Origin of the sequence: Rhizobium sp. LCM 4573 (assembly GCF_001854865.1) — a bacterium.
In the GTDB taxonomy this organism is placed as follows: Bacteria; Pseudomonadota; Alphaproteobacteria; order Rhizobiales; family Rhizobiaceae; genus Neorhizobium.
The window spans coordinates 50,618-76,927 of the sequence record NZ_MDDW01000006.1 but is presented as its reverse complement, the minus strand read 5'-3'; the positions used below and the strand labels follow the sequence as shown (position 1 = coordinate 76,927).

The 26,310-nt window shown below is 63.3% G+C and carries 18 protein-coding genes; 6 read left to right on the top strand and 12 right to left on the bottom strand.

The genetic code is table 11. From position 1 onward, the window contains the following. Positions 1 to 570 precede the first annotated feature (570 nt). Entirely contained in the window at positions 571 to 6,393 is a 5,823-nt protein-coding gene (locus LCM4573_RS12860; protein WP_338012586.1) for a hypothetical protein, read from the top strand. Positions 6,394 to 6,494: 101 nt separating this feature from the next. Here the strand turns inward: LCM4573_RS12860 and LCM4573_RS12855 are convergent, their stop codons facing one another. From LCM4573_RS12855 to LCM4573_RS12840, 4 genes are read right to left on the bottom strand one after another with little or no spacing between them, the layout of a single operon-like run. Next, a complete protein-coding gene (locus LCM4573_RS12855) occupies positions 6,495 to 7,100 on the bottom strand; it encodes an ABC-type transport auxiliary lipoprotein family protein (RefSeq protein WP_071006685.1) in 606 nt (201 codons plus the stop codon). Between the two features lie 24 nt (positions 7,101 to 7,124). Further along, complete coding sequence (locus LCM4573_RS12850) at positions 7,125 to 8,495, bottom strand: MlaD family protein (RefSeq protein ID WP_071006684.1); 1,371 nt, start codon at positions 8,493 to 8,495, stop codon at positions 7,125 to 7,127. A gap of 9 nt (positions 8,496 to 8,504) precedes the next feature. Continuing rightward, positions 8,505 to 9,326, bottom strand: a complete 822-nt coding sequence (locus LCM4573_RS12845) for an ABC transporter ATP-binding protein (RefSeq protein WP_071006683.1) — start codon at positions 9,324 to 9,326, stop codon at positions 8,505 to 8,507. Positions 9,327 to 9,345: 19 nt separating this feature from the next. Beyond that, the gene (locus LCM4573_RS12840; protein ID WP_071006682.1) at positions 9,346 to 10,491 is read right to left on the bottom strand and encodes an ABC transporter permease; all 1,146 of its coding nucleotides are present in this window, start codon (positions 10,489 to 10,491) and stop codon (positions 9,346 to 9,348) included. 124 nt (positions 10,492 to 10,615) lie between these two features. Here LCM4573_RS12840 and dgcA point away from each other — a divergent pair, with 124 nt between their 5' ends. Continuing rightward, complete coding sequence (dgcA, locus tag LCM4573_RS12835; protein WP_071006681.1) at positions 10,616 to 11,599, top strand: N-acetyl-D-Glu racemase DgcA; 984 nt, start codon at positions 10,616 to 10,618, stop codon at positions 11,597 to 11,599. On the opposite strand, the gene LCM4573_RS12830 is transcribed toward dgcA, so the two are convergent. Together LCM4573_RS12830 and LCM4573_RS12825 are read right to left on the bottom strand one after the other, a co-directional pair. Continuing rightward, positions 11,551 to 12,759: an MFS transporter gene (locus LCM4573_RS12830; protein ID WP_244505305.1), complete on the bottom strand. Its 1,209-nt coding sequence runs from the start codon at positions 12,757 to 12,759 to the stop codon at positions 11,551 to 11,553. The two genes, dgcA and LCM4573_RS12830, sit on opposite strands and share 49 nt — an antisense overlap. A gap of 92 nt (positions 12,760 to 12,851) precedes the next feature. Beyond that, the gene (locus tag LCM4573_RS12825) at positions 12,852 to 13,664 is read right to left on the bottom strand and encodes a UDP-2,3-diacylglucosamine diphosphatase (protein ID WP_071006679.1); all 813 of its coding nucleotides are present in this window, start codon (positions 13,662 to 13,664) and stop codon (positions 12,852 to 12,854) included. A 195-nt stretch (positions 13,665 to 13,859) separates the two neighbouring features. Between LCM4573_RS12825 and LCM4573_RS12820 the strand changes: the two genes are divergently transcribed. Together LCM4573_RS12820 and LCM4573_RS12815 are read left to right on the top strand one after the other, a co-directional pair. Continuing rightward, entirely contained in the window at positions 13,860 to 16,163 is a 2,304-nt protein-coding gene (locus tag LCM4573_RS12820; RefSeq protein WP_071006817.1) for an NADP-dependent malic enzyme, read from the top strand. A 137-nt stretch (positions 16,164 to 16,300) separates the two neighbouring features. Then, positions 16,301 to 16,987 carry a hypothetical protein gene (locus LCM4573_RS12815; protein WP_071006678.1) on the top strand — a complete coding sequence of 229 codons (687 nt, stop codon included), beginning with the start codon at positions 16,301 to 16,303 and terminating at the stop codon, positions 16,985 to 16,987. Position 16,988: 1 nt separating this feature from the next. Here LCM4573_RS12815 and bluB read toward each other — a convergent pair whose 3' ends face one another. The 3 genes from bluB to LCM4573_RS12800 are packed head-to-tail and all read right to left on the bottom strand — an operon-like array spanning position 16,989 to position 20,193. Beyond that, on the bottom strand, positions 16,989 to 17,678 hold the full coding sequence (gene bluB, locus LCM4573_RS12810; protein WP_071006677.1) for a 5,6-dimethylbenzimidazole synthase: 690 nt from the start codon (positions 17,676 to 17,678) through the stop codon (positions 16,989 to 16,991). Next, a complete protein-coding gene (locus LCM4573_RS12805; protein ID WP_071006676.1) occupies positions 17,675 to 18,511 on the bottom strand; it encodes a TolB family protein in 837 nt (278 codons plus the stop codon). Before LCM4573_RS12805 ends, bluB begins: the two co-directional genes overlap by 4 nt. A gap of 8 nt (positions 18,512 to 18,519) precedes the next feature. Continuing rightward, positions 18,520 to 20,193, bottom strand: coding sequence for an NAD+ synthase (locus LCM4573_RS12800; RefSeq protein ID WP_071006675.1), 1,674 nt, complete (start codon positions 20,191 to 20,193; stop codon positions 18,520 to 18,522). Positions 20,194 to 20,432: 239 nt separating this feature from the next. Here LCM4573_RS12800 and LCM4573_RS12795 point away from each other — a divergent pair, with 239 nt between their 5' ends. Together LCM4573_RS12795 and LCM4573_RS12790 are read left to right on the top strand one after the other, a co-directional pair. Then, positions 20,433 to 20,858 carry a TadE/TadG family type IV pilus assembly protein gene (locus tag LCM4573_RS12795; protein WP_071006674.1) on the top strand — a complete coding sequence of 142 codons (426 nt, stop codon included), beginning with the start codon at positions 20,433 to 20,435 and terminating at the stop codon, positions 20,856 to 20,858. Between the two features lies 1 nt (position 20,859). After that, entirely contained in the window at positions 20,860 to 22,593 is a 1,734-nt protein-coding gene (locus LCM4573_RS12790) for a TadG family pilus assembly protein (protein ID WP_071006673.1), read from the top strand. A 78-nt stretch (positions 22,594 to 22,671) separates the two neighbouring features. Here the strand turns inward: LCM4573_RS12790 and LCM4573_RS12785 are convergent, their stop codons facing one another. The 3 genes from LCM4573_RS12785 to LCM4573_RS12775 all read right to left on the bottom strand — a co-directional run bounded on the left by LCM4573_RS12785 (position 22,672) and on the right by LCM4573_RS12775 (position 26,303). Beyond that, complete coding sequence (locus LCM4573_RS12785) at positions 22,672 to 24,045, bottom strand: class II 3-deoxy-7-phosphoheptulonate synthase (protein WP_071006672.1); 1,374 nt, start codon at positions 24,043 to 24,045, stop codon at positions 22,672 to 22,674. A 183-nt stretch (positions 24,046 to 24,228) separates the two neighbouring features. After that, complete coding sequence (gor, locus tag LCM4573_RS12780; RefSeq protein ID WP_071006671.1) at positions 24,229 to 25,623, bottom strand: glutathione-disulfide reductase; 1,395 nt, start codon at positions 25,621 to 25,623, stop codon at positions 24,229 to 24,231. Positions 25,624 to 25,736: 113 nt separating this feature from the next. Then, on the bottom strand, positions 25,737 to 26,303 hold the full coding sequence (locus tag LCM4573_RS12775; protein WP_071006670.1) for a DUF2059 domain-containing protein: 567 nt from the start codon (positions 26,301 to 26,303) through the stop codon (positions 25,737 to 25,739). Between the last annotated feature and the right edge of the window lie 7 nt (positions 26,304 to 26,310).

The window sequence follows — 26,310 nt, the reverse complement described above, 5'->3', positions numbered from 1 at the left end:
ACAATCGCGGCAGAAATCTTCCCATATGGTTAATATCTGCTAAGCTCCCATAATTTTAGGCCTTTTGCACATTTCCATGGTTTAAATTCTGTTAACAAGCTTCCGCGTCCAAGCCGCCTACGGGGCGATTTAATTGTACCGTTTGCACGAATGTGCCACTACAGTACGGTTAGGATGGCGGGGAGATTACTCCTTTTGCCGCGGATGGCAGGCTGGTAAGTTTTCCTTATCATCCGTTTGAAAGAACAGCCGTCTGAAATTGAAAGTGAAATGGAAATTCCGGCATCCGGCGACGGAAAAAGGGATTTCCGGCAGGCAGTATCCTTCTGTGCGGGACCACTGGGCGGGGGTGCGTACGAGGAACGGCCGGGCGAGTATGTAACGAGGCGTAACCGCATGGCGAAGAATACCAGCAGCGAGTCGATCGACGAGACCGCGTTCCAGGCTCTGGAGGATGCTCTAAAGATCGATTTCAACGATGAGCCGGAATCTCGCCCCAGGTCCTCTGCGAAACCCTCGGGCCAGAAATCCTCGGCAAAGAGTTCCGCGTCCCACGCCTCGGAGGCCAGAGTGTCAGATACGCCAAGCCAGCGCCCTACCCCGCAGCGCCGCGAACAGCAGGCCGAACCGCCCCGCTCCGCATCGCCCGAAGCCGCACCGCGCGCTCCGGCTTTCGAGCCCGCCAACGATAGCGGTCGGCGCAACCCGGTCACCATGCTTCGCGCGCTCGAAAGCGGCTCGATGCGCTCGTCGCTGCGCAACGCGACTTTGATATCCGTTCTCTGGGCGGTTGCCGGCCTCGGTCTCGGACAGCTGATCTACGGAAGCCGCATCTGGCAGCTCGGCTCGGTCGCCGAGGTTCTGGCCATTCCAGGCGTCGTTGCCATTCTGGTCGGCATCATCGTGCCGATTCTGCTCTTCTACGCCTTCGCGATCATGATGGCGCGCGCGCAGGACCTGCGCAATGCGGCCCGCTCCATGGCAGAGGTGGCTCTGAGGCTTTCCGAGCCGGAAACCATCGCCAGCGAGCGCATCATGACGGTCGGCCAGGCCGTCCGCCGCGAAGTCTCGGCCATGAACGAGGGCATCGAACGCACGATCGCCCGCGCCGCCGAGCTCGAAACCCTGGTGCACTCCGAAGTGAACGCGCTGGAGCGCAGCTATGCCGACAACGAGTTGCGCATGCGTGGCCTCGTGCACGAACTCGGCTCGGAACGCGACTCGATCGTCAACCATGCCGAGCGCATCCGCTCGTCCATCGTGGGCGCGCATGAGCAGTTGAAGGAAGAGCTTTCGCTCGCGACGGAGGAGATTTCCGTTCGCCTGGCGACCTCCGGCGAGGCTTTCGCCTCGATGATCGACACCCGCGCCGCAGCCCTCATGGAAAAGTCCCATGCGGCCGGCGAAGCCCTGGGCACGCTTCTTTCGGCCAAGGCCGACACCCTGCTGCAGACGCTGAATTCCTCCGGTTTCGCGCTCGCCCACGAATTCGACGAGCGGCTGGAAACCCTGACATCGACGCTTGCCGATCGCGGCCAGGCCCTTCTCGGCGAATTCGAGACACGCGCCTCCACGCTCGATGCCAACACCGAGAAGCTGAACGCCGCTCTCGCCGAGCGGACGCGCCAGCTCAACGAAACGCTGCTAGCCCGCACCCGCGAGATCACCGAAGGCCTGAACGAGGGCGAGCGGTCCATCACCGGCACGCTCGACGACGTCATCACCACCCTGCACCGCACGCTCGACGAGAAGGGCACGACCTTCCGGAGCAGCCTGCAGAGCGCGGCGGACGACGCGATCATGGATCTCGACCTGCGCACCGGCCTCTTCGAGGAGCGGCTGCAGGCGACCGTTGGCCAGCTGAGCACCAGCTTCGACGACGGACTGGTGCAGTTCACCACCGCCTTCGACCAGCGCGCGGGTACCCTCGACAGCAAGCTGATGGACAGCCTCGCCCGCATCAACGAGACGGTCGCGGGTGGCTCGGAAGCCATCGAGGGCATCCTGAGCTCCAGCATTGAACGCATCGGCTCGGCGCTCACGGACCAGTCGCTGGCGCTGGCTACGACGCTCGGCACCAGCCAGGAAGTGCTGGATTCCATGCTCGACAGTCGCACGCGCGAACTTTCCGATGCGCTTGCGGCGCGATCGGAGGAGATCCAGAGCGCGATCGGCTCCACGCATGAGCGGATCGACGCCGTTCTCGGCGAACGCGGGGATGCCCTCCTAGAAGGCCTGGCGAAGAGCCAATCCCGTTTCGAGGAAACGCTCGAGACGCGTTCGGACGCCATCATCGGTACCGTTTCGGGCGCCCATGACCGCATGGCTGACGTTCTGGACCGGAGCACCGCGGCACTTTCCCGGACGCTTTCCGACAGCGAGAACCTGCTCGGCGAAAATCTCGGCCGCCGCGTCGAACAGGTGAGCGAAGCGCTCGCCACCAACGGCGAACGCCTGGCCGAGCTCATCGAACGCAAGGCTTCCGTCGTCGAAAACGCATTGTCCGGTGCCCCGGATCGCCTGGCGAACATTCTCGATGAGCGCGCGGAAACCATCACGCGCACGCTTGCCGAAAGCGAGGAGCGGCTCGGAGCCGGCCTCGACCAGCGCGTTTCCGACTTCAACCGCACGATTACGCAGAACAGCGACCGGATTGCCGAAATCTTCGACGACAAGGCGATGGAACTCACCACGTCCTTCGCGCTCAGCGAAGACCGCTTCGCTGGAATGCTCGACGAGAAGGCGGCTTCTCTTCTTAATTCCGCCGCCGATGCCGACAGCCGGCTCGAACAGGCATTTGCAAGCCGCTCCGAAGCTATCCGCGCCGCTTATGCGGAAAACCAGCAGCGGCTCGATCAGTCGCTTGAAAGCCGGACCGCCGATCTCACCCGTGTTCTGGAGACCAATAGCGGGCGCATCGAGGAAGCCGTGGGCTCTGCCGCCAGCCGGATCGAAACGGCTCTCGGCGATGGTTCGCGCCAGTTCCAGGAAAGCCTGACCAGCGGGCTGGAAAACATGGAATTCACGCTCGCCACGTCGCAGGAGCTGCTGACGAGCACCCTTGCCGGCTCGCATGAGCGCCTGGAAGCAACGCTCGGCCAGGGCAACGAGCGCATGGCGGAGACCGTCCATGCGGCCAACCGGCAGATGTCCGAGACGCTGGATTCGGGTTACGACCGCATGCGCCAGACGCTCGAAGAGCGCGGCAACATGATCTCCGTCGCATTGACCGATGCGCAGGAGCAGATCGGCAACATGCTGTCCGATCAGGCGACCTCGATCGGCACGACGGTCGCCGCCAGCGCCGGAATGCTGGAAATGTCGCTGGAAAGCCATCAGGACGCTCTGCGCGCTGCCATCGACGGCGCGGGCGAGACTCTTGAACAGCGGCTGCGCGAAACCGCCGGCGACATTGCCGGCCGCCTCGGCGAGGCCGCGGGCGAAATCAGCCGATCGGCGGACGCCTTCTCCAGCCGCATCGAACAGACGGTCGGCGGCGTCTCCACGGCGCTCGACCAGACGGGCGAGAAGATCGAGACCACTTTCGGTGGCCTCGAAGGCCGTATCCGCGACGAGCTCGGCAATGTCACGCAGCTGGTGGATGATGCCGGCCGCAGCCTTGCGAACACGCTCGGCCAGCGGACCAGCGACATCGAGCGCATCGGCGGCGAGATCGCCACGCGCATCGACGAAACCCTCACGGCCCGCACCGCCGACATCGAGCGCATCAGCACGGAAGCGAGCCAGCGCATCGCCGAAACCATGGACGGCCGCACCGCTCATATCGAGGAACGCCTGTCCACGATGGATCGGGCGCTCACCATCGGACTCGACAACGTCACCCGCACGATCGAAGGCAAGGCTTCGGGGCTTGCTTCGACGCTGCGGGAAGCCGTCAGTGCCGCCGCTCAGGGGATGGACAGCGAAGCCATGCGCTCGGCGGAATTGCTCGCCCGCGCAGGTTCGGAGTTCACCGAAGAACTCAATACCCGCAATGCCGAGTTCACGAAGGCGATCGAGGACCGCTCGAGCGAGATCGTCGAGCGCATCTCCGAGACCCAGAACCGTCTGGCAGGCCAGGCGGCGACCGTCGCGCAGGCATTCTCCGATGCCGGCAACGCGATCGTCAACAAGGTTGCCGAAGCGGACTCGCTGGTGAAGCGCCAGGTCACCGCGATCTCCGAGGCACTCGGCGAAGCTGAGCGGACGCTGGAAGCGCGCGGCGGCACCATTCGCAGCACGCTTTCCGAAACCGCCGGCGAGATCAACGCCGCGATGGACTCCGTGGACCGCGCCCTCGCCGCTCGTAGCGATGCGATCCGCTCCTCGCTCGACAGCCGCACCCGCGACCTGAACTCCATGCTCGCCGGCCGCTCGGAAGAGCTGTCGCGACTGATCGACGAGAAGGCGCGTCCGATGATCGAGGGCTTCGCCCAGACCGGTCGCGCCGCCGCCGATCAGATGGCCGCAGCCGCCCAGGCGAGTACCGAGCGCCTCGTCGCCGCCGCCGAAGAAAGCACCAACCGCATCCGCAGCGAAAACGACGCACTGGTCGACGCGATCGCGGCACGCACCAACGATACGCTGGCGGCCATCGCACAGCGCGCCGAGGACGCGGCCGGCACAATCCGCTTCGCCGAACAGGGCCTGTCGACCAGCGTCAACAGCCTCATTGACCGCCTTGCAAGCAGCAATGCGGATATTTCGACCGTCGTCCATCAGGCACTGCAGGATATGCACGCGGCGGCGGACTATGCCGCGCAGCAGTTCGTCGGCGTGGACGAGAAACTCGACTCGACGGCCACGCGCTTCTCGGAAGCGGCAACCCAGGCAGCCGACATGGTTGCCGGCTCCAGCCGTCTCCTCGAAAACAACATAGATCGCCTGTCGAACATTTCCGGCCAGACGCTCAGCCAGGTCGGCGGCATCGTCGCCCGCTTCGACGAACATTCCAAGGTTCTCGCCCAGGCATCCGAACTGCTCGGCGCCGCCCAGTCCAACCTCGCCAGCACGCTGGACGAACGCCAGACGGCCCTGCGCACGCTCTCCGTCGGCCTCGTCAAGCGTTCGGAAGAGATCGAAGCGACGATGCGCGGCATGACCACCCTTATCGAAGGTGCCTTCGACCGGGCGGAGGATCGCTCCTCACATGTCGCCACGCGTCTCCGCGAAGACCTCATGGCCTCCTTTGCCGATATCGGCCGCACGCTTGGCGATACCCAGCAGCGCGCCGAACTCACGGCGGGCGCCATGCGTGAAGCCCTGCAGGGGGCAAGCGAGGAGGCAAACCGCGCGCTCGAATCGACTCTCACCGAGGCGGAGCGCCGCTCGCGGGATGTCGCAGAGCGCATGCGGGGCGGCATCACAAACTCGCTGGACGAAATCGACCGCCTTCTGTCGGATGCCGCGCAGCGTTCGGACAGCGCCGCCGACAAGCTTCGCGAGACGCTACGGCAGTCCGTCGAAGAGGCGATCGGCCGCTTTGCCGGCGCGACGGACGAAATCCGCCGCTCGGCCAACGAGATCCGCAACGAACTGGATACGACCCGCTCCGAACTGAAGCGTGGCGCCTTCGATCTCCCCGAAGAAGCCAAGGAAAATGCAGCCGCGATGCGCCGTGCGGTGGCCGAGCAGATCAAGGCCCTGCAGGACCTCTCCCAGCTCGTCGGCCGTTCAACCCAGCAGCTCGAGGTCTCGGAACCGGCTGCCGCTGCTCGTCCGGCTCCTCAGCCGCAGCCGGAGCGCCCTGCTCCGACAGCACAGGTTCAGCCGGCTCCCCGCGCGGAAACCTATTCCAGCGGTCTGAGGGGTACGCTTGGGCTCGAGCGTTCCGCGCCGGCCCAAACGCCGGCTCAGGCACAGGCATCGGTCCAGGCGCGCGGCTCGGAACCGGCAACCCGGCGTGAAGACGGCGGCGGYTGGATCAGCGATCTCCTGCGCGGCGCCTCCCGTGACGACGCCAATCAGTCTGCGCGCCAGCAGCCGGCCCGTCCGGCAAGCGAAGCAGCCCCCGCGGCAAAAAGCGCTGGCGACAATCGCAATCCGCGCCACATGGTGGAATCGCTGAACTCGCTTTCGGTCGATATCGCCCGCGCGATCGATCATGACGCTTCGGTCGATCTGTGGCGCCGTTACCAGCGCGGCGAGCGCGACGTCTTCACGCGTCGCCTCTACACGCTGAAGGGCCAGCAGACCTTCGACGAGATCAAGCGCAAGTATGACCGCGAACCGGAGTTCCGCACCGCCGTCGACCGCTACATCGCGGATTTCGAAAAGCTGCTTGCCGATGTCGCCCGCACCGATCGCGACAAGAGCGTGACGCAGAGCTACCTGACTTCGGATACGGGCAAGGTCTACACGATGCTCGCCCACGCGGCAGGCCGGTTCAGCTAAGCCGCCTGCCAAGCGGAGACCAAAAACAAAACGGCCGCCTTCAGGGGCGGCCGTTTTGTTGTTGTAGAGGAAGTCGGTTGCTTATGCCGGCCATCGCGACCTCACATCGAACGGAGCGCCCAGTCGACGATCTCGGAGCCGACCTTCGCGAAGGCTCTGTCCAGGGCCGAGACGAAATCCCGGTTCTCTGAGCCGGAGACCGGCGTGCTCGCCTTGAAGGTGTTCTGGGCGCGAACGGTGCCGTTGCGGTCGTTCAGTATCTTGGCGGAGATCTCCACATTCGCCACCCGCGCACCATTGGTCGTGACTTCGAAGGTGCGGATATCCGTCACCACCTGATAGTCGATCGCCAGCCCCTGCCCCGGCTTGCCCACGCCGCCGAGCCTGCCGGAATTCTCGAATGCCTCGACGAGCTTCGACTGCACCATGCGCGGCAGGCGATCGCCCCAGCGGGAATTGGCGAGATACTGGACTTCCGAGGGGGAGACGCGCACCACGACCTGCTCGCTATCCAGCATTTTCAGCGCGGTCGGCTCCGGCACCAAGATCTGGCGGTTACGGGCGGAAGGCCCGTCCACCGCCGGCGTCAGTGAAAGATCGAATGTGTCGTTGTTCGCCTTGCTGCCGCATCCGCTCAGCAATGCCGCGGTCAGCGGCAGCGCGAGCAGAAGCGCATGGCGACGCCCGAAATACCCCGCACCTCTCATGAAATCCTCAATGTTCTGGCGAACTTACCGCCGCGTCCTGCCGTCATATTCCTTCACCGTCTCACCGCCGAAGATAAGGCGCTGCGGGTTTTCGTCGAAATTGCTGATCGTGTCGTTGAGCGTGCGAACGGTGCGGCGCGTATCGTCGACCAATGTCTGGATGTCACGCAAACCACTCGAGGAGAAGCGCTGCAGATTGTCCGCGATGGGACCGATGCGGGCGTTCATGTTGTCGGCAACCGTACGGAAGCTTTCAAGCGTGCGCCGCGCTTCGGCAAACAAGGATTGGGAATCGCCGCCCGAAACCATGCCATCGACCTTGGCGAGAATGCCGTCGACGCGGTTGGAGGCATTGTTGAGCTTTTGCGCGAGTTCGGTGAAGTCGCCGATCGCCTTGTCGATATCCTCCCGGCGTCCGGCAACGCTTTCCACCACCACGCGGGCGGAGGCGACGGCGCTGCGGGCATCTTCCGAGGCTGCCGTGAAATTGTTGATCGCCGTTCCGACATTGTCCGCATTGACGGCGGTAAGCAGCGTATCGGCCCGTCTCAGCACCGTCTGCGCGTCCTGGCCTGCCTTTTCGAAGCTCGAGGCGGCGTTCTTCACGTTCGCGACCACCTGCCCGAAATCGTCAGAGGCGTTGGCAACGTTGCGCGTGATGCGATCGGCATTGGAGACGACGGAATTGATCTTCTGCGCATCGACGGCGCGCACGAGCTGTTCGGCGGCCTCAAGCGTCGAATCCAGACGGCCGGAAACACCGTCGATGGTTCTGGAAAGCGTGGAGAGGCTTTCCAGGAACTCGTCGATGCTGTCGGAATTGCGGCTGAGCGCGGAGGTAAAGGTTTCAACGTTGCGGATCGTCTGGGTCAGAGGTCCCCGAGCATCGGCCACAAAGCCCTGTATATCGGAAATCGCCTGGTCGGCCCGGTCGAGGATCTTGTCGGCGGTCGCGAGCAGGTTGGTGACGCTCGATTGATCGGCGATCAGAACGGCGGGTTGTCCCGTCTCGATAGCCCTTTCCAGGATGTTCTCTTCGCCCGTCCTTCCGCCGGAAAGCTCGATATAGGCGGCGCCGGTGAGGCCCTGCACTTCCAGGACCGCCCTGGTCGAGGGGAAGACGGGCGCATCGGCCCGCACTTCGGTGAAGGCGATGGAGAATTGCGGATCGTCTTGGTCGATCGTCAGACTGCGCACGCTGCCGACCGCGATGCCGTTGAAGCGCACCGGCGAGCCGACGGAAAGGCCGTTTGCCGATCCGGGAATGCGAATCGCAAGTTCCGCCCTCGGTCCGCCACGGCCGTATTCCGCCATCCAGTAGACGAAACCGAATGCGGCAGCCACGACCAGCAGGGTGAAGAAGCCGACGAGGGCGTAGTTGGCTCTGGTTTCCATGCGTTCAGGTCACTTCTCTGTCTCGTCCACCTCGGGCTGCTCGGAAGTTACAACGGCGCGCGCCCGCTTCCCGCGGAAATAGGATCGAACCCATGGATCGTCACAGGCGAACATATCCTCAAGCGTCCCCTCCACCAATACCCGTTTCTGTCCGAGCACGGCAATACGGTCGCAGACGGAAAAAAGGCTGTCGAGATCGTGCGTTACCATGTAGACGGTGAGCCCGAGCGTATCTCTCAGCTTGGCGATCAGCATGTCGAACTCCGCCGCTCCGATCGGGTCGAGACCGGAGGTCGGCTCGTCGAGGAAGACGAGGTCCGGATCGAGCGCCAGCGCGCGGGCGAGTGCGGCCCGCTTGATCATGCCTCCGGAAAGCTCGGAGGGGTATTTGTCGGCGGCATCCGGCGCGAGGCCCACCATTTCGATCTTCAGATAGGCAAGCTCGTCCATCAACGACTGCGGCAGGTCGAGATATTCCCGCATGGGAAGCTGGATGTTCTCCTTGACGGTCAGCGCCGAAAACAGCGCGCCGTGCTGGAAGAGGACGCCAAGACGCATGTCCAGTGCCATGCGCTCGTCATCGCTGGCCCGCTCGTAATTGCTGCCGAGAATGTGAATGGTCCCGGTGCGATGCGGCAGCAACCGCAGCACGGTCCGCATCAGCACCGATTTGCCGGTGCCGGAAGCGCCCACGAAGCCGAGAATCTCGCCGCGATAGACGTCGAGATCGAGGTGATCCAGGACGATGTTGGAACCGAAGCCTACCGTCAGGTCGCGCACGGACAGCACGACCTGCCTCTCCTCCGCGCTGTTTTCCGGTATCCTCGCCATATCGTTCACGCGCCGCCCCTCAGAAATCGATCGCCGAGTAGAAGATCGCGAACAGCGCGTCCATCAGGATGACCGCGAAGATCGACTTCACCACCGAGGCGGTGACATGCTGGCCGAGAGATTCGGCGCTGCCGCCGACCTTCATGCCCTCGACCGCCGCCACTATGCCGATCGCCAGCGCCATGAACGGCGCCTTGATCATGCCCGAGGCGACCGATGAATTGTCGATTGCCTCGTGCAGCCGCGACAGGAAGGTATCGAAGGTGATGCCGGAATAGCTCCATGCAATGATCGCCGCGCCGAAAAGGGCGGCGAAATTCGCCAGGATCGTCAAAAGCGGTAGAACCACCGTCAGCGCCACCAGACGCGGGAAGACGAGCACGCCGACCGGGTTGAGGCCGATCACGGTCAGCGCGTCGATCTCCTCGCGCATCTTCATCGAGCCGATTTCGGCGGTGATCGCGCTGCCCGAACGGCCGGCGATCATGATCGCCGTCAGAAGCACGCCGATTTCGCGCAGTTGCAGGATGCCGACGAGATCGACGACGAATATCTCGGCGCCGAAATAGCGAAGCTGGAATGCGCCCTGCTGGGCGATGATCGCGCCGATCAGAAAGGACATCAGGGTGATGATCGGCACCGCGCGAACGCCCATGTGGTCGATCTGGTTGACCACCGAGGCCGGCGAAATCCCGGCACCACGTCCGAACTTGAGCTGTGCGCCCCGCACGGCGGAACCCAGAATGTGCATGGCCGCGTAGAAGTCGCTGCCGAGATCGGCGATCAACTTACCGAGCGGAGCAAATATGCGCTCGAACAGCGTTCCGCCCTCCCGGCCTTTCTTCGGCGGGGCCGGCACTTTTTCCGGAAGAACCTCGATCAATTCCCTGAAGGCGCCGTTGGGGCTCGCCAGCGCGGTTTCGCGACCTTGCGCCTGCTTTGCCGTCATAAGCCTGCGGATCAGCCAGGCGCCTGCAGTGTCGATACCTTCCACGCCCGAGATATCTACCTCAAGCCGCCCCTGCCCGCCGGACCGTCCCAGCTTTTCCAGAGTGGGCAGGACCTTCGCGATGCTCTGGTTGCGCCAATCGCCCGTCAGCACATAGCGCTCGCCGCCCTGGACGTTCTCGGCCCTTATCTCGGCGTTGCGGCTTTCGGCTGGCATCAAAGTCACAGGCATCTTTCGCGGTTCGGAACCTCGCCTTCGGCACTGATCAGTTGATCGCGCCAGCGAGACCGGCAATATAGCTGCCTTCACCGGAATTGCCATGTCGGGAACACGCAAAACCATGGGCCGTCACCTCGAAGCCACAATCGAAACCTTTCCGATCGCAGGTCTCTTCACCATCTCGCGCGGCTCCAAGACGCAGGCCGAAGTCGTGACCTGCACGATCCGCCAGGATGGCCTTTCGGGACGCGGAGAATGCGTACCTTACAAGCGCTACGGCGAGAGCATCGAAGGCGTCATGGCGGATATCCGCGCGGCTGCGGCCGCGATAGAGGATGGGCTCGACAGGCAGGCCCTGCAGGAGATCATGAAGCCGGGCGCTGCCCGCAACGCAGTGGACTGTGYGCTTTGGGATATCGAAGCTAAGCAAAGCGGCAGGCGCGCAGCGGCAGCCATCGGCATCGAATCACCCAGGGCACTGGTGACGGCGTTCACCCTCTCGCTCGCGGAACCGGAAGCCATGGCCGCCGAAGCGAGGAAGAATGCGGCGCGCCCTCTCCTCAAGGTGAAGATGGGAACAGCCGACGATACCTCCCGCATCCGCGCGGTCCGGGCGGCCGCGCCGGATGCGGGAATCATTCTGGACGCGAACGAGGGCTGGACGGAGGAGAACCTTGCTCGACACATGTCGGCCGCGGCGGAAGCCCGGATATCGCTGATCGAACAGCCCCTGCCCGCCGGCCGGGATGCCGCACTTGCCGGAATTAAGCGAACCGTGCCGGTCTGCGCCGACGAGAGCGTGCATTCCACCGGCGATCTCGCAAGCCTCCGCGATCGTTACGACGCCGTCAATATCAAGCTCGACAAGACGGGCGGGCTGACGGAAGCGCTCGCCATCAAGTCGGAAGCCAGGCGGCTCGGCTTTTCCGTGATGGTCGGCTGCATGGTCGGCTCCTCGCTTGCCATGGCTCCGGCGGTCCTGCTGGCGCAGGATGCGGATTTCGCCGATCTCGATGGCCCGCTCCTGCTCGCGCGCGATCGTCCCGGCGGCTTGCGCTACGAGGGCTCGCTGGTTTTCCCGCCGGAACCTGCGCTCTGGGGCTGAATACGGGCGGCGAGCACCACACCGACAAGCCCGATCGCAGCAAAAACCGCCATCAGCATATAGCTCGGCAGTCCGTATTCCCTGTAGATCAGGCCAGACAGGAAGGTCGAGAGCGCCAAAAGAGCGCCGTTATAGAAGAAATAGGCCCCTTGCGTAGAGGATGCCTGGTCTTCACCAACCGTCTCCGCCAGGCGGTGCTGCACGCCGATATGCACGAAGGCGAATGTGAGGGCATGGCTGCATTGCAGGGCAAGATAGCCCCAGAAGCCGAGCGGCAGAGGAAACAGCATCCATCGCGCGATCGCGACCGCCGAGCCGAGCCGGATCAGGGTCCAGGGCGAAAAGCGTCGGGCCAGCCATCCGGCCGCGAAAAAGACCAGGATCTCGGCGATCACACCCGCGCTCCAAAGCATGCCGATCGCCCCTCCGGAAAAGCCGATCTGCTGCCAGTGGATGGCGGAGAAGGCATAGAACATCCCATGACTCGCCTGAACAGCCGACGTCCCGATCATCAGGGCGTGCAGGTCCATGCGCCGGAGCAGGCTGGGTCCGCCGCCAGCCTCCGGTGAAATCCCCGCTGGCTGCGCGCGGCCGAGACGCGGCGCTGCATAGGCCGCAACGATCGTCAGCAGGAAGACGATCGAGAGCGCCGAAGGGACGACCGTTCCGCCCCAGATGCCGATGAGCTCGCCGGCAAGCAGCGTGGATACGACGAAGCCGATCGAGCCCCAGACACGCATGGCGCCATATTGAAAGCCCCAGCGCTGCACGCCGGTGACGGCGATCGATTCGACGACCGGGACATAGGGAGCGAAGACGGCCGCCTGCAGGCCGAATACGACCAGTACCGGCCAGAACCCTTCCGTCACGAAAAGGGCCAGAGCCGTCAGGAGGGATAGAACTCCGGACCATAGAAGCACATTGGCCCGCTCGGGTATCCGGTCGGCCAAAGCGCCTGCAAGAGGAGCGGCGATCACCCGCAGGATCATCGGCGCGGCGAGCACGATGCCGATCTCCACCTCGTTGAAGGTGAGCGATTCCAGCCAGACCGGAAAATAGGGCAATGCGATGCCATTCACCGCGATCGCCGCGCCATAGGCCAGCGCGCAGCGCAGTTGGAAATGGCGGGGTGCGAGGTCCGCCGGGCGTGCAGTGGTCACGGGGATAACGGATAGGTTGAGAAGACTATCGCTTCCCTAGCACAGCTCGCCGCCCGCGCCTATGGCCAGAATTTGGGGTTGATGAGAACCCGTCAGGCGGCCTGCACATCCTCGACGGATTGCGGCTTCGTAAGCGTCATGATGTCGGCGCCGGTGCCCATCCGCTGCCAGGAGATCATTTCGAGCGTGCCATCCCGATGCTCGGCCACGGCGGTGCAGCTTTCCACCCAATCGCCCGTATTGACGTAATGAATGCCGTCTATGTCCTGCATCACCGCATGGTGAATGTGCCCGCAGATAACGCCGTCTACATTGTTGCGGCGCGCCTCTTCCGCCACGACGTTCTGGAACTCGCCGATGAAATTGACCGCATGCTTGACCTGCAGCTTGGCCCAGGCGGAGAAAGACCAATAGGGCATGCCGAGCTTGYGGCGGATCGCTGCCAGCCAGCCGTTGACGACGATCGCCGCGTCATAGGCCCAGTCGCCGAGATAGGCGAGCAGCCGGGCATTGCGCACCACGACGTCGAATTCGTCGCCATGCAGGATGAGATATTTCTTCCCGTCGGCCATTTCGTGGATCATGCGCTCGGCCACTTCTATGCCGCCGAAATGCATGCCTGGAAAATCGCGCAAGAATTCGTCGTGATTGCCGGGGATGTAGACGATCCGCGTGCCTTTTCTCGCCTTGCGCAGAAGCTTCTGAACGACGTCGTTGCACCCCTGCGGCCAGTACCAGTTCCGCTTCAGCCGCCAGCCGTCGACGATGTCGCCGACGAGAACGATGGTTTCGGCTTCGTGGTGACGGAGAAAATCCAGGAGGAATTCCGTGCGTGCCGCCTTGGAGCCGAGATGCACGTCGGAAATGAACAACGTCCTGAAATGCCTGATCTGTGGACCGTTCACGAAGCTGCCCTTTCGTTGCCCGCTTGCAGCCTTCCAAAATCAGACTCGTGTTTCAGGAAGATGACAAGGCGCCGCTTCGCGGCTGCCCGGCGCAATTCTGACGCAGTCTTAAATTTGATGCTGTCCACCCCTGCCGATTGATGTAAGGAGGGTTTCTGTTTCGAAGATATGGGTAGTGCAATGGCAGAAGGAACGATGGATTCTCAACAGAAGTCGCAGGGCACGCCGGCAGGTGGCGATCTCGATGAGCAGGCGCTGTTTTTCCACCGTTATCCGCGTCCGGGCAAGCTGGAGATCCAGGCGACCAAACCGCTCGGTAACCAGCGCGATCTGGCGCTTGCCTATTCGCCGGGCGTCGCTGCACCCTGTCTGGCGATCCGCGACAATCCGGATGCCGCAGCCGATTTCACCGCCCGCTCCAATCTCGTCGCCGTGATTTCCAACGGTTCGGCGGTGCTCGGTCTCGGCAATATCGGACCGCTCGCCTCGAAGCCCGTCATGGAAGGCAAGGCGGTGCTCTTCAAGAAGTTCGCGGGCATCGACGTGTTCGATATCGAGATCGATGCGCCGGAGATCGACGCGATGGTCTCGACCGTCTCGGCGCTCGAGCCGACCTTCGGCGGTATCAATCTCGAGGATATCAAGGCCCCGGAATGCTTCGAGGTGGAACGCCGGCTTCGCGAGAAGATGAACATCCCGGTCTTCCATGACGACCAGCACGGCACCGCGATCATCGTCGCCGCCGCGATCCTGAACGGCCTCGAACTTGCCGGCAAGGACATCGCCGAGGTGAAGATCGTCACTTCCGGCGCAGGTGCTGCCGCGCTCGCCTGCCTGCATCTCCTCGTCTCCCTCGGAGCGAAGAGGGAGAACATCTGGGTTCACGACATCGAGGGCCTCGTCTACGAGGGCCGCACCGAACTCATGGACGAATGGAAGGCGATCTACGCGCAGAAGAGCGACAAGCGCACGCTCGCCGAAAGCATCGGCGGCGCGGACGTCTTCCTCGGCCTCTCCGCTGCCGGCGTGCTGAAGCCCGAGCTACTTGCCCAGATGGCGGAAAATCCGCTCATCCTGGCACTTGCCAACCCGACGCCCGAAATCATGCCGGAGCTTGCCCGCAAGGCGCGCCCGGATGCGATGATCTGCACCGGCCGTTCGGATTTCCCGAACCAGGTCAACAACGTCCTTTGCTTCCCCTATATCTTCCGCGGTGCGCTCGATTGCGGCGCCCGCACGATCAACGAGGAAATGAAGATGGCGGCGGTCCGGGCGATCGCCGCACTTGCCCGCGAGGAAGTTTCCGACGTCGCAGCCCGCGCCTATTCCGGCGATACGCCGGTCTTCGGACCCGACTATCTGATCCCCTCGCCCTTCGATCCGCGGCTGATCCTGCGCATTGCGCCGGCCGTCGCCAAGGCTGCGGCGGAAACCGGCGTGGCCGCGCGCCCCATTCATGATTTCGACGCCTATCTCGACCAGCTCAACCGGTTCGTCTGGCGCTCGGGCTTCGTCATGAAGCCGATCTTCACTGCCGCCAAGGACGCCGAGAAGAAGCGCGTCATCTTTGCCGAAGGCGAGGACGAGCGCGTGCTGCGCGCCGCCCAGGTGCTGCTCGAGGAAAACATCGCGCGACCGATCCTCATCGGCCGCCCCTCGGTCATCGAGGCGCGTCTCAAGCGCTTCGGCATCCGCATACGGCCGAACGTCGATTTCGCCGTGGTCAACCCGGAAGACGATCCGCGCTACCGCGAATATGTCGAGGATTATTTCGCACTGGTCGGCCGCAACGGCATCAACCCGGAAGCCGCGCGCACGATCGTCCGCACCAATACCACCGTCATCGGCGCGCTTTCCGTGCGGCGTGGCGAGGCCGACGCGCTGATCTGCGGCCTTGAAGGCCGCTATGACCGCCATCTGCGCGACGTGGGCCAGATCATCGGCAAGCGGCCGGGCGTGTGCGCCTTCTCCGGCCTCAGCCTCATCATTTCCCAACGTGGCGCGATCTTCTTCAGCGACACCTTCGTCAACTACAATCCGTCGGCCCGCGAAATCGCGGAGATCACGGTGCTTTCCGCGCAGGAAATCCGCCGGTTCGGCATCACCCCCAAGGCGGCGCTGATCTGCCACTCGAATTTCGGCTCCAGAAACTCCGAAAGCGCCGCCAAGATGCGCGAAGCGCTCGGCATCGTTCGGGAACTCGCGCCCGATCTCGAAGTCGACGGCGAGATGCAGGGCGGCTCGGCGCTTTCCGAAGCGCTGCGCAAGCGCGCCATGCCGAATAGCACGCTGACGGGCGAAGCGAACCTGCTGGTCTTCCCCAATCTCGATGCCGCCAATATCACGCTCGGCATCACGCGGGAGATGATGGATGCGCTGCATGTCGGCCCGATCCTCCTCGGCACCGCAATGCCGGCGCATATCCTGTCGCAGTCGGTGACCTCGCGCGGCGTCGTCAACATGGCGGCGCTCGCCGTGGTGGAGGCATCGCAGCCCTAGAGCATGTCACGCAAAAGTGTCCTGAAACGTGAAAGCGGATGCGATGTATCCACACGCTTCAGGCACGGCTATTATGACATTATCAACCGACCAGTCCGATGATCGAGGCTCGAACTGAAACCTCACCGGATGACGCCATGCAAGCTCGCGGGTTCCTGATCGCTCCTCTTCTGGCCATTGCGCTCCTGCCGGTTGCAGCGGCAGCGCAGGAACGGCCCGCATGCGAGGCGCTTCAGCGCAGGCTCGGAAACAGCCCGCAGGTCATCGGCAGCACGGCCGAGGTGCGATATCACGCGCAGGAACTTAGCCGGCTCAACGCCGATATCCGCGATCTCAGGACCGAAATGCGGCGGGCGGGCTGCGGCGCCGGCAGCATCGTTTCCTTCGGTGGCCCGGACGACATCTGCAGCGACATGCAGAACGAGCTCGCGGCCATGGAGGCCGACCGCCAGGACATCATGATGCGGCGCGACGAGGCACGGTCGCTGGTACGGCCGACGATGGATCGATCCGGGATTCTCGCGGCATTGCGACAAAACGGCTGTGACGTGACGGAGATTTCCGCCTTGCCGCAAGCTGCCGAACCCGAGCATTCCGGCAATGCCGCCATCGAACCCTATTCCGGCATCACAAACCTGCGCACCCTTGCTCCGACGCAGTCCTCCGAGCCGGCCAAGACCGCCGAGGTGAAGCCGGAGCCGCCGCCGGAGCGCCCCTATGACCGAAACCAGAAGGTGCGCAGCGTCGGGCCGCAATTCTTTCCGGAAGAAAACGATATCGACCTTGCCAACCCGGCTTCGCCGGGACCGCAGCCCATGCAATGATTCAGCGGCCGGGTTCCTGCCAGCGGTCGCGAAAGACCAGGTCCTCCAGCGGCAGCCGTTGCCGCCAGCCCTTGATCGCCAGTTCCGGCTCCGGGTAGAGCCGGTCGACATAGCCGAGGCAAAGCCAGGCGACGATCTCGATCCRCTCGGGAATACCGAGCAGCCCGCGCACGTCCTCGTCGCGGAAAATGCTGACCCAGCCGACACCCACCCCTTCGGCGCGCGCCGCAAGCCAGAGGTTCTGTACCGCGCAGACCGTGGAATAGACGTCCATGCAGGGATTGTGCGTGCGACCGAGCACGACCGGCCCCGCGCGGTCGGGATCGCAGGTGACGCAGATCGAGAGCGGCGCCTTGCGGATGCCCTCGAGTTTCAGGCTCCTGTATTGATCCCGCTTCTCCTCGGGAAACATCGCCTCCGCTTCCGCATTGGCGCGCGAGAAGGCAGCCCAGGCCGCCTCGCGCACGGCCGGGTCGCGTATCAGGATGAAGTTCCACGGCTGCATGAAACCGACCGAAGGCGCCGAATGAGCGGCTCCCAGGAGCCGCGCCACAAGGTCGTCCGGCAGCGGCTCGGGAAGGAACTGGTCGCGCACATCGCGCCGGGTCTCGATCGCCCGGTAAACGGCCTCGCGCTCGGCGGGCTCGAACGCGGCGGCAGCCTCCAGCGCGGTATCCTTCTCAACGCTCATGGGATCGGAAAATAACGGACATAGGCGAACCGCTCTCCGTCCGGCGCCCAGTTCGGCGAGTTCATCGTGCCCTGCCCGCCGAAGAGATCGAACAGCGTCTCGACATTGCCCCCATCCATATCCATCAGCCGCACTCTGACGTTTTGGTCGCGCGGATGATCGAAGACATCGGCGTCGTAGGAGATGAAGACCACCTTGTCACCATTCGGTGACGGATGCGGGAACCAGTCTCCATAATCGCTGCGGGTAATGCGCTCCGCCGTGCCGCCCGCGGCCGGAACGCGCCATATCTGCATGAGCCCGGTGCGGCTGGAGTTGAAGTAAATCCACTTCCCATCCGGCGAATAATCCGGCCCGTCATTGCGGCCCTCGCCGAATGTCAGCCGCTTCTCCTCGCCGCCTTCGACATCGATCGTGTAAATATCGAAGACTTGGTCGCGGATGCCGCAATAGGCGAAGGTCTTCCCATCCGGCGACCAGCCGTGCCAGTAGGATGGAAGGTTTCGCGTCACCAGCCTCGGCTCGCCACCCTCGGCCGGCAGCACATAGATCGCCGACTTGCCGAATTCCACCTTGTCGGAAATCGCGATCAGGCTGCCGTCCGGCGAGATGCCGTGATCGTTGTTGCACTCTCTCGCGAAGCCGGTATCCAGAAGCTCAGGCCCGCCGTCACCCTGTGGTGACAGCCGATAGAGCAGCCCTTCGCTATTGAGCAGCAGGTAGCTGCCGTCCGGCGACCAGTTCGGCGCCTCGAACAGCTGCTCCGTCTGCCAGACGACGCGGCTCTCGCGCGTGCGGATGTCGAAGATCTCGATCGAGCTACGAAGCGCCATTCCTAGTCCTACCGGTCGCGGAAACGGTTGGTGATCGGGTAACGGCGGTCGCGGCCGAAATTCTTCTTGGTGATCTTCACGCCGGGAGCCGACTGGCGGCGCTTGTATTCGGCCAGATAAAGCAGGTGCTCGATACGGTGCACGGTCGCCACGTCATACCCCCGCTCCACGATCTCTTCCGTGCTCATCTCCATCTCAACCAGGCATTCCAAGATATCGTCGAGCACCGGATAGGGCGGCAGCGAATCCTGGTCCGTCTGGTTGGGGCGCAGCTCGGCCGAAGGTGCCTTGGAGATGATGTTCTTCGGGATCACCTCTCCCGTCGGCCCCAGCGCGCCGGGCGGCAGATGCTCGTTGCGCCAGGCAGCCAGCGCATAGACCTGCATCTTGTAGAGATCCTTGATCGGGTTGAAGCCGCCGTTCATGTCGCCGTAGAGGGTCGCATAGCCGACCGACATTTCCGATTTGTTGCCGGTCGTTACCACCATGGAGCCGAACTTGTTGGAGATCGCCATCAGGATCGTGCCGCGGGCACGGCTCTGCAGGTTTTCCTCGGTGATACCCTCGTCGGTCCCCTCGAAAAGCTCGGAAAGCGCGGATGAGAAGCCGTCGACCGGCTCGGCGATCGGCACGATGTCGTAGCGGCAGCCGAGCGCTCTTGCGCAATCGGCGGCATCCCTGAACGAATCCTCCGACGTATAGCGATAGGGCAGCATGACGGTGCGCACCCGCTCCTCGCCCAGCGCATCCACCGCGATCGCCGCGCAGATCGCCGAATCGATGCCGCCGGAAAGGCCGAGCACCACGGACTTGAAGCCGTTCTTGTTGACGTAGTCGCGGAAGCCGAGCAGGCAGGCACGGTAATCCGCCTCCTCCTTTTCCGGAATGCGCGACATCGGCCCATTCATGCAACGCCAGCCTTCGCCATTCCTTTTCCAGTCGGTCATCGCAATGGCCGGCTCGAACTGGCTCATCTGAAAGGCGAGCGAATTGTCGGCGTTGAGCGCGAAGCTCGCGCCGTCGAAAACCAATTCGTCCTGCCCGCCGACCTGGTTGGCGAAGAGAAGCGGCAGGCCGCTCTCGATCACCTGGCGCAGCGCCACCTGATGGCGGACATCCACCTTGCCGCGATAATAGGGTGAACCGTTCGGCACGATCAGGATCTCGGCGCCGCTTTCGGCCAGCGTCTCGCAGACGCCCATGTCGTTCCAGATTTCCTCGCAGATCGGAATGCCGATCCGGACACCCCTGAAATTATAGGGTCCGGAAATCGAACCCTCGGTGAACACCCGCTTCTCGTCGAACTCGCCGTAATTGGGCAGATCGACCTTGTCCCTTATGGCGACGATCTTGCCGCCGTCCAGCAATGCCACCGAATTGTGCCGCCCCTCCTCACCCTGGCGCGGAAAACCGATGATGACGCCGGGACCGCCATCGGCGGTATCGGCAGCCATATCCTCCACCGCCTTCAAACAGGCTCTCAGGAAGGCCGGTTTCAGCACCAGATCCTCCGGCGGATAGCCGGAGATGAAGAGTTCGGTGAAGACGATGAGCTCCGCCCCTTCGCGGGCGGCATCCTTTCGTGCTTCGCGGGCTAACGCCAGGTTGCCGGCGACATCGCCGACCGTGGGGTTGAGCTGTGCAACGGCGATACGCAGGGTCTGGCGGTTTTCTTCGGTCATGACAATGATTTAACGTTGAGATCGAATAGCGGCAACTTCGCCCTAGCACATTTTTTCAACATCGTCTCGTCAGCCATCCGCAACTTCACCGGCGGATTCCCGCCCCCGGCGGAGGCGTTTTCCACTACTATTGTTTGCATAAATCGAGAATCGCTCAATTTTTACGGAGTTTCCTAATCTCCAATTAGCGTCCGCCCCTCACGATGTTCGACATTACATTTATGTGCGGGGTTGGGGTAATGACGGCACGACTCAAACACCTGTTATGCTCGCGATCGGGCGCCTCGGCGGTGGAATTCGCCATCATCGCGCCGGTCTTCTTTCTGACGCTCTTTTCGCTGATCGGCTACGGCATCTATCTGAGTGCCGCTCATTCGGTGCAGCAGCTCGCGGCGGACGCCGCCCGCACCGCTGTCGCCGGCCTCAACGCCACCGAGCGGAAAGAGCTCGTCCGCAATTTCCTCGACACGTCCACGATGAACCACGCCTTCCTGAAGAAGGATCATCTGACGCTRGACGTCGAGGACGACCCGAAAAACCCCAATCAGTTCACCGTCGCCATCGAATACGACGCCGGCGACCTGCCGATCTGGAATCTCTTCAGCTATGCCCTGCCGGATCAGCGTATCCGCAGGTTCTCCACCATGAGAATGGGAGGGATATGATATGCGGGGACTGTGGCATACCTCACGCGGGATACTGAGGGACAGGCGCGGCAATATCGCCATTTCGGCCGCGCTCACCTTTCCGGTGGTCATCGGCGCACTTGCGCTCGGCATAGACTACGGCAGTCTCACGCTTCAGAAGCGCACGCTGCAGCAGACCGCCGATCTCTCGGCGATCGCCGCCTCCAGCGCCCTGAACAAGCCGGAAGAAGCGGTGCTCTCCTATTTCCAGATGAACGGCCAAAATCTCGCCGTCCGAACGGAAACCGGCGCCATCACTCCGGAGGGCGAGATTCCCTTCGATCCGGAAAGGATTTTCGACAATCGAGACGGCTACGCCATGCTCGTAAAGGGGCGCTACGTACCCGATCCCGAAAAACCCGTCGATCAGCGTTTCCAGGCGGGCGTCCAGCCCTATGATGCCGTGAAGGTGACGGTCGTGCGCAAGAGCGATCTCTTCTTCGCCGGGAGCTTCGCCACCCCGCCGGAACTGCGGGCCACCGGCACGGCCGCAAGCAACAAGGTGGCCRCCTTTTCGGTAGGCTCGCGGCTTGYAAGCCTCGACGGCGGCATATTGAACGCGCTGCTCGGCAAGCTCCTCGGCACCACGGTGTCGCTGAAGGTCATGGACTATCGGGCGCTGGTGGATACGCAGGTCAACCTGCTGCATGTGCTGGATGCGCTCGCGGTCGACCTCGGCCTGACCGCAGGCACCTATTCCGAGGTGCTGGCGACTGAAATCACCTATGGCAGGCTGCTCGATGCGCTCGGCAAGACCACAGGCGTCACGCCGGCCGTCGATACCGTGCTGAACACGCTCGAAAACGCGCTCGGCAGAACGCAGGTCAAGCTGAAGCTCGAGGAAATCCTGGCGCTCGGCCCGCTTTCGGAAAACCTCGTCGGCCAGGGTGACGGGCTCATGGTCAAGGCGAGCCTGATGGACATCATCTCGGCCGCAGCCGTCGCCGGCAACAATGGCAGGCAGCTCGCCATCGATCTCGGAGCCACCATTCCGGGGCTTGCCTCGGTTTCGCTCGATCTCGCGATCGGTGAGCCGCCCGTCGGAACGCCGCCCACCGCCGTCGGCGAACCGGGTACGGTCGTCCGCACCGCTCAGACGCGGCTGGCGTTGCGGGTCGCGGTCGATGGCCTTGCGGCGATCGCAGGGCTGAAAGTGGAAGTACCGCTCTATCTGGAAGTCGCCCATGCGGAAGCGCGGCTTGCCGATATCCGCTGCGGCGCCGGGTCTCCGGGCACTGTCGATGTCGAGGTCGTTCCCGGCGTCGCTTCCATCGGGCTCGGCAAGGTCGATCAGACCGCCTTCGAGAATTTCGGCACGAAACCGCGTGTGACGGAGGCAAAAATCCTCTCGTCGCTCCTCATCAATATAACCGGCAAGGCGGATATCGTCGCGGGCAATCTCACGAAGAAGACGCTGACCTTCTCGCCCGCCGACATAGCCGCGGCGCGCGTTCAGAGCGTATCAACCAGCGACACGCTGACGAGCCTGGTCACCTCACTTATCCGCCGGCTCAAACTGGAAATTCAGCTCGGGGTGCTGGCCATCGGCACGCCAACGCTCATCCAGAATGCGCTGGCCGACACGCTGAGCCTCTTGACCAAGCCCGTCGATGCGCTGCTCTACAACGTGCTGCTGACCCTCGGGGTCAGGATCGGCGAAGCGGATGTGCGGGTCACAGGAGTGAGCTGCCAGCGTCCGGTACTCGTCCAGTAATCCGGCACGAAGCTCGGAAAGCAGAAAGGCCGGCGTTTCCGCCGGCCTTCTTCATGTCTGCTCTTCGAAAACGGCCATTCAGCCGTTCACGACCATGCGCTTTTCGTCGCGGCCGCTCTTCATGCGCTCGGCAAGCAGGAAGGCCAGTTCCAGCGCCTGGTCCGCGTTGAGGCGCGGATCGCAATGGGTGTGGTAGCGATCCTGTAGGTCGCCGGCCGTCACCGCGCGGGCGCCGCCGGTGCATTCGGTCACGTCCTTGCCGGTCATCTCGACATGGATGCCGCCCGGATGCGTGCCTTCCGCGCGGTGGATCTGGAAGAAGCTCTCCACTTCCGACAGGATCCGCTCGAACGGCCGGGTCTTGTAGTTGTTGAGCGTGATCGTGTTGCCGTGCATCGGATCGCAGGACCAGACGACCTTCTTGCCTTCGCGCTCGACGGCGCGGATCAGCTTCGGAAGGCTGTCAGCGACCTTGTCGTGGCCGAAACGGCAGATCAGCGTCAGACGGCCTGCTTCGTTCGCCGGGTTCAGCGCGTCGATGAGCTCGATCAGATTGTCGGGCTGCAGCGAGGGGCCGCATTTCAGGCCGATCGGGTTCTTGATGCCGCGGAAATATTCCACATGCGCATGGTCGAGCTGGCGCGTGCGGTCGCCGATCCAGATCATGTGGCCGGAGGTGGCATACCAGTCGCCTGAAGTGGAATCGACGCGGGTCAGCGCTTCCTCATAGCCCAGAAGCAGCGCCTCGTGGCTGGTGAAGAAGTCCGTCTCGCGCAGGCTCGGCTGGTTTTCCGCCGTGATGCCGATCGCCTTCATGAAATCCATGGTTTCGCTGATGCGGTCGGCGAGCTTGCGGTAGCGCTCGCCCTGCGGGCTATCCTTCACGAAACCGAGCATCCACTTGTGGACGTTTTCGAGATTGGCATAGCCGCCCATCGCGAAGGCGCGGATCAGGTTGAGCGTCGCGGCCGACTGCCGGTAGGCGTCGAGCTGGCGCTCCGGGTTCGGCGTGCGGGATTCCGGGGTGAAATCGATACCGTTGATGATGTCGCCGCGATAGGACGGCAGCTCTACCTCGCCCTGCTTCTCGATGTTCGAGGAGCGCGGCTTTGCGAATTGGCCGGCGATGCGGCCGACCTTCACGACCGGAAGCTGCGCGCCATAGGTCAGAACCACGGCCATCTGCAGGAAGGAGCGGAAGAAGTCGCGGATATTGTCCGCACCATGCTCCGCGAAGCTTTCGGCGCAGTCGCCGCCCTGCAGCAGGAAGGCATTACCTTCCGCAACGCTTGCGAGCTGCTTCTTCAGACGACGGGCCTCACCGGCAAAAACGAGCGGCGGAAAGGTCGCAAGCTGTGCTTCCGTTGCGGCCAGCGCGGCCTGGTCCGGATATTCCGGGACCTGCTGGATCGGTTTCTGCCGCCATGTGCTCGGGGTCCAGTTCTGTGCCATCTTACTCACCTGTTTGCCGCATCGGCGAATGCCGCCGCGCGCCTTCGATCTCGGGGATGCGGGCTTATAAACCTTAACGAAGCTCTTGCATAGCGGCAGTTACGGCCGAACGCACGCGGCATTGAACCCGCTACTTTTGAGGGGTCCACCGCATTCGACCGGGCTGAAATCCGCCTCTCTCGCTCAGGCGTCCACGCGCTCGCCGTTCACCACCCGGTAGCTCGGCTTGTACATGGTGACGAGTTCTTCGGCCGCCGTCGGATGCACCGCCATGGTGCGGTCGAAATCGTCCTTGGTGAGCCCGGCCTTCAACGGAATGCCGAGAAGTTGCGCCATCTCGCCCGCGTCGTGGCCGAGAACGTGCGCGCCGACCACCTTGCGGCTCTTCGCATCGACCACGAGCTTCATGATCATCTTCTCAGTGCGGCCCGAGAGCGTCGCCTTCATCGGCCGGAACTCCGCGCGGTAGACCTCGATCGCGGGATATTTCTTGCAAGCCGCCTCCTCCGACAGTCCGACCGTGCCGATCTCGGGCTGCGAGAAGACGGCCGTCGGAATAAGTTCATGATCGGGCGCCGTCGGATTGTCCTTGAAGGCCGTCTCGATGAAGCACATCGCCTCATGGATCGCCACCGGGGTCAGCTGTACCCGGTCGGTGACATCGCCGAGCGCATAGATATGCGGCACGCTCGTGCGGGAATATTCGTCCACGACGATCGCGCCGCGCTCGTTCATCTCGACGCCGGCGGCCTCCAGGCCGAGCCCTTGCGTGTTCGGATCGCGCCCGAGGGCCAGCATGATCGTATCGACTGCAATCGTCTCGCCGCCGAGGGTGCGGGCGACGAGCCCGCCGGCCGGCGCCTTCGTCACCTCCTCGATAACGTCTGTCAGGATGATGCGGATGCCCTTTTCCACCATCGCCTTGTGGAGGCCCTGGCGCATGTCCTGATCGAAGCGGGAAAGGATCTCCTTGCCGCGATAGATCAGCGTCGTATCAACGCCAAGCCCATGGAAGATATTGGCGAATTCCACCGCAATATAGCCGCCGCCGGAAATCAGGATCGAGCGCGGCAGCTCAGGCAGGTCGAAGGCCTCGTTGGAGGAAATGCAAAGCTCATGCCCCGGAAGGGCGACGTGCGGGTTCGGCGAGCCGCCGGTCGCGATCACGATCTTTTCCGCCGTAACAGTCTTGCCCGTATTCACCAGCCGGATCGTGTGGGTATCCACCAGTTCCGCCCGGGTCTCCAGAACCTCGGCGCCGTTATTTTCCAGTCCCCTGCGATAGAGGCCTTCGAGACGGGCGATCTCCTTGTCCTTGGCGGCGATCAGCTTCTTCCAGTCGAAGGTGCTCGTCCCCACCTCCCAGCCGAAGCCGACGRCATCCTCGAAATGCTCGCCGAATTGCGAGGCGTAGACGAAGAGCTTCTTCGGTACGCAGCCACGGATGACGCAGGTTCCGCCGAAACGGTATTCTTCGGCGATCGCCACCCTCTTTCCGAGCGAGGCGGCGACACGGCCCGCCCGCACGCCTCCCGATCCGCCACCGATCACAAAGAGGTCGTAATCATAGGCGGCCATGGGGTGTCTCCTTCGGGGGTAGAGGAATGTGGCACTCATATAATGATTGCGGCCGGAAAAGGAAAAGGCCGGATCGCTCCGGCCTTCACAAAATCCTTTTGCCGATGCGGCACTTACTGCTGCGGCTGGCCTTCGGCCGGCGGCGCCACGCTTTCGGCGGTCGGCGCCTGGACGGGAGCCGCATCGATCACGCCGCGAAGCTTTTCGCTGCTCTGGGCGGTCAGGTCGCGGGAAATGCCGTTCGCCCAGATCTCGGCGGATTTTGCAAGTTCGCGGGCAACCAGCGGACCGTTGGTCAGGAGCTTCTTGCCGGCCTCGGTGCCGTAGAAGGCGGTAATGGCCTTGAGTTCGTCGATGGTGAAGGTCTTGGCGTAGGTCGTCGCGGCCTCGCGCTCCAGGTCGGAACGGCGGGCGGCGAGGCTGATTGCCACCTCGTCGACACCGGCGGAAATCTGCTCCTGGAAGTTCGGCGATGCCTGGATGAACTCGGCCTTCAGCCGCTCGGCGAGGTTCGGCAGGATGGCATCATAGCGATCGGTGGCGTTGATCGCGTCGATCGTCGCGCGCGCGGCGGCAAGATGCTCCTCGGAAATCTCCTGCGCGCTCACGGGCGCAGCAAAGGCGCCGGCAAGAAGAATCGCAACAGCGGCGGCACGCCCAAAAACCGCAAATCTGACCATGAGTTGA

Coding starts and splice junctions, on each gene's coding strand:
- LCM4573_RS12820 (WP_071006817.1), top strand. CDS start 13,860: ATGGATTCTCAACAGAAGTCGCAGGGCACGCCGGCAGGTGGCGATCTC.
- LCM4573_RS12840 (WP_071006682.1), bottom strand. CDS start 10,491: ATGCCAGCCGAAAGCCGCAACGCCGAGATAAGGGCCGAGAACGTCCAG.
- LCM4573_RS12855 (WP_071006685.1), bottom strand. CDS start 7,100: ATGAGAGGTGCGGGGTATTTCGGGCGTCGCCATGCGCTTCTGCTCGCG.
- LCM4573_RS12785 (WP_071006672.1), bottom strand. CDS start 24,045: ATGGCACAGAACTGGACCCCGAGCACATGGCGGCAGAAACCGATCCAG.
- LCM4573_RS12815 (WP_071006678.1), top strand. CDS start 16,301: ATGCAAGCTCGCGGGTTCCTGATCGCTCCTCTTCTGGCCATTGCGCTC.
- LCM4573_RS12845 (WP_071006683.1), bottom strand. CDS start 9,326: ATGGCGAGGATACCGGAAAACAGCGCGGAGGAGAGGCAGGTCGTGCTG.
- LCM4573_RS12850 (WP_071006684.1), bottom strand. CDS start 8,495: ATGGAAACCAGAGCCAACTACGCCCTCGTCGGCTTCTTCACCCTGCTG.
- LCM4573_RS12805 (WP_071006676.1), bottom strand. CDS start 18,511: ATGGCGCTTCGTAGCTCGATCGAGATCTTCGACATCCGCACGCGCGAG.
- LCM4573_RS12800 (WP_071006675.1), bottom strand. CDS start 20,193: ATGACCGAAGAAAACCGCCAGACCCTGCGTATCGCCGTTGCACAGCTC.
- LCM4573_RS12775 (WP_071006670.1), bottom strand. CDS start 26,303: ATGGTCAGATTTGCGGTTTTTGGGCGTGCCGCCGCTGTTGCGATTCTT.